We start from the raw sequence: 3,848 nt of genomic DNA on the forward strand, positions 1-3,848 counted from the left end.
ACGCCCGAGCGCGGCGTGCCGGCGATGCGGACCGCCACCGCCTGCGTACGGCTAAATGGATTACACGCCGCCACCGCTATTCAAGCAGGGCACGTCCGCGTTCGCGCGCCTGGTCATCTTCGTGACGATGGCGCTGGTGCTGCTGGTCGTCGACGCCCGCTTCGATGCGCTGTCCACGGTCCGGCAGGTCGCCGCCACCGTGCTGATGCCGGTCGAGCGCGCCGTGCTGGTGCCGCGCGACATGGCGCGCGCCGCGTTCGACTATCTGCAGTCGTCCGCCGCGCTGGCCAGCGAGAACCGCGAGCTGCGGCGGCGCGCGGTGGCGCAGGCCGACGACGCGCTGCGCCAGGCCCAGCTCGAGGCCGAGAACCGCCAGCTGCGCAAGCTGCTGGACCTGAAGGAGCAATCGGCCACGCCGGTCACGGCGGCCGAGGTGCTGTACGACGCGCGCGATCCGTACAGCCAGCGCATCGTGATCGACCGCGGCAGCCAGCACGACGTGCGGGCCGGCTATCCGGTGATCGACGATCGCGGCGTGGTCGGCCAGGTCACACGCGTGACGCCTTTCCAGTCCGAAGTCACGCTGCTGACAGACAAGGACCAGGCGATCCCGGTGCAGGTGGTACGCAACGGCCTGCGCAGCATCGCCTTCGGCGGCGGCAAGGCCGGCATGCTGGACCTGCGCTTCATGGCGGCGTCGGCCGATCTGCAGCAGGGCGACCTGCTGGTGACCTCGGGCCTGGACGGGGTCTATCCGGCCGGGCTGCCGGTCGCGCGCATCGTGCAGATCGAACGCAAGGCCGATACCGCGTTCTCGCGCGTCTACTGCGACCCGGTCGCGGGCGTGCGTTCGCACCGCCAGCTGCTGGTGGTGCGCTACGAGGCCGAGAAGCCCTCGCGCGACCTGCCGGCCGGCGACGACGGCAAGAACGCGGGCAAGGCAGGCAAGACGGACAAGGCCGGCAAGGCCTCGAAAGCCGATAAGCCCGAGAAAGCCGACAAGGCGGAAAAAACCGAGAAGGCGCCCAAGCCCAAGGCGGACGCCGCGGCTACGGCCGCCACAGTTGCTACGGTCGCCGCGGCGCCCGCGGCCGCGCCGAGCCAGGAGCAGAAGCGGTGACCCATCCCCAATATCTGCTGCGGCCGGTCAACCCGGCCTTCATCGCGCTGACCTTCGTGCTGGCGTTCCTGTTCAACCTGCTGCCGTGGGGCGACATCCTGTGGGTGCCGGACATGGTGGCGCTGGTGCTGGTGTTCTGGAACATCCACCAGCCGCGCAAGGTCGGCATGGGCGTGGCCTTCGTGCTGGGCCTGCTGATGGACGTGCACGATGCCCGCCTGCTCGGCGAGCACGCGATGGCCTACACGCTGCTGGCCTACTTCGCCATCACGATCCACCGCCGCGTGCTGTGGTTCAGCGTCTATACGCAGGCACTGCACGTGCTGCCGCTGCTGTTCATCGCGCATGCGGTACCGGTGGTGATCCGGCTGCTGATGGGCGCGCCGCTGCCCGGCTGGCCGTTGCTGGTGGCGCCCGGCATCGAGGCGCTGCTGTGGCCGCTGGCCACCGGCCTGCTGCTGGCGCCGCAGCGCCGCTCCATCGACGTCGACGAAACCCGGCCGATCTGACGGCATGGCACTCCGCTCGCAGCCTCTCTCCGTGCCCCGACCGCCCGTCCCCGCAGCACCATGACCGAAATCCGCAACGTCGAACTCGAGCTCGGCCGCTTCCGCCTTCGCGTGGCGGCCGCGGCGCTGTTCGCCGTGATCCTGTTCGGCCTGCTGTTCCTGCGCTTCTTCTGGCTGCAGTGGTACAAGCACGACCAGTATTCGGCCAAGGCCGAGGACAACCGCATCTCGGTGGCGCCGATCGAGCCGAACCGCGGCATCATCATGGACCGCAACGGCATCGTGCTGGCGCGCAACTATTCGGCCTACACGCTGGAGATCACGCCGTCCAAGCTGACGCAGTCGCTGGATGACACCATCGATGAACTGTCCGAACTGATCGACATCCAGCCGCGCGACCGCCGCCGCTTCCGCCGGCTGATGGAGGAGTCGCGCAGCTTCGAGAGCCTGCCGATCCGCAGCCAGCTCAGCGACGAGGAGGTGGCGCGCTTCTCCGCGCAGCGCTTCCGCTTCCCCGGCGTCGACGTGCGCGCGCGGCTGTTCCGCCAATATCCGATGGGCGAATCGGCCTCGCACGTGGTCGGCTACATCGGCCGCATCTCGCAGCGCGACCAGCAGCGCATCGAGGCGATGGACGTGGCCAACGATGCCAATCCGGCCAACTACGACCCGCGCAAGGATGCCGACAACTACAAGGGCACCAACTACATCGGCAAGATCGGCATCGAGCAGAGCTACGAGACCGAGCTGCACGGGCTGACCGGCATCGAGGAAGTCGAGGTCAGCGCCGGCGGGCGGCCGATCCGCACGCTGTCGACCGCGCCGGCGACGCCGGGCAACAACCTGATCCTGTCCCTCGACATCCGGCTGCAGCAGCTGGCCGAGGCGCTGTTCGGCGACCGCCGCGGCGCGCTGGTGGCGATCGAGCCGGCCACCGGCGACATCCTGGCCTTCGTCTCCAAGCCGACCTTCGACCCGAACCTGTTCGTCGAGGGCATCGACACCGCGACCTGGAACGAGCTGAACAATTCGCCGGACAAGCCGCTGCTGAACCGCCCGCTGCGCGGCACCTATCCGCCGGGCTCGACCTACAAGCCGTTCATGGCGCTGGCGGCGCTTGCGACCGGCAAGCGCACCGCCAACTGGGGCATGCACGATCCCGGCTTCTTCACGCTGGGCAACCATACCTTCCGCGACGACAAGCCGGGCGGCCACGGCTGGGTCGACATGTACAGCTCGATCGTGGCCTCGTGCGACACCTACTACTACGCGCTGGCGCGCGACATGGGCGTCAACGCGATCCACGACTTCATGAAGCCGCTCGGCTTCGGCCAGCTGACCGGCATCGACATCGAGGGCGAGAGCCGCGGCATCCTGCCGTCGACCGACTGGAAGCGGCGCGCCTACCGCAAGCCCGAGCAGCAGCGTTGGTATGACGGCGAAACGATCTCGCTGGGGATCGGCCAGGGCTATAACAGCTTCACGATCCTGCAGCTGGCGCACGCGACCTCGATCCTGGTCAACAACGGCGTCGTGATGAAGCCCCACCTGGTCAAGGCGGTCGAGGACGCGGTCACCCGGCAGCGCCGCCTGACGGTGCCGAAGGAAAGCTATCGCCTGCCGTTCAAGCAGTCCGATATCGACGTGATCAAGCGCGCGATGGTCGGCGTCACGCATTCGGGCACCGCGGCGCGCGTGTTCGCCGGCGCCGCCTACGAGTCGGCCGGCAAGACCGGCACCGCGCAGACCTTCTCGCTGAGCAAGGGCGAGAAGTACAACCACCACGCGCTGGCCGAGCACAAGCGCGACCATGCGCTGTACACCGCGTTCGCGCCGGCCGACAAGCCGAAGATCGCGCTGGCGCTGATCGTCGAGAACGCCGGCTTCGGCGCGCAGCACGCCGCGCCGATCGCGCGCAAGGTGATGGACTACTACCTGCTGGGCAAATGGCCCGCCGAGCTGGCCGAGATCGCGCCGCCGGCCGCCGAGCGCGCGCACGGGCTGCCGCCGGTCGATACGCCGAGCGTCTTTACCACCGGCCATACCGCCAGCATCGCCAGCGCGACCGCGATGGGCAACACGCTGGCCAACGAGGACGCACAAGGCGAGCCGGGCGGCAAGGACGAAGGCGCCAAGGGCACCAGGAATGGCGGCGGCGGCAACGGCAGCCAGGCCGGAGCCTCTGCGGTGGCCGCCGCGCCGGCCATCGATCCGCAGGC

3 protein-coding genes are annotated in these 3,848 nt (G+C 69.1%); all 3 read left to right on the top strand.

Annotated elements, in window-relative coordinates:
- Positions 1 to 55 precede the first annotated feature (55 nt).
- Complete coding sequence (gene mreC, locus AC6EI8_RS25095; RefSeq protein ID WP_498383205.1) at positions 56 to 1,120, top strand: rod shape-determining protein MreC; 1,065 nt, start codon at positions 56 to 58, stop codon at positions 1,118 to 1,120.
- On the top strand, positions 1,117 to 1,629 hold the full coding sequence (gene mreD, locus AC6EI8_RS25100; protein WP_006579990.1) for a rod shape-determining protein MreD: 513 nt from the start codon (positions 1,117 to 1,119) through the stop codon (positions 1,627 to 1,629). The genes mreC and mreD overlap by 4 nt, the downstream gene beginning before the upstream one ends.
- A 60-nt stretch (positions 1,630 to 1,689) precedes the next feature.
- A partial coding sequence (gene mrdA / locus AC6EI8_RS25105; RefSeq protein ID WP_498383206.1) for a penicillin-binding protein 2 occupies positions 1,690 to 3,848 on the top strand: 2,159 nt, incomplete at its 3' end.

The sequence above is a fragment of the Cupriavidus sp. R6-3 genome (genome assembly GCF_059772245.1).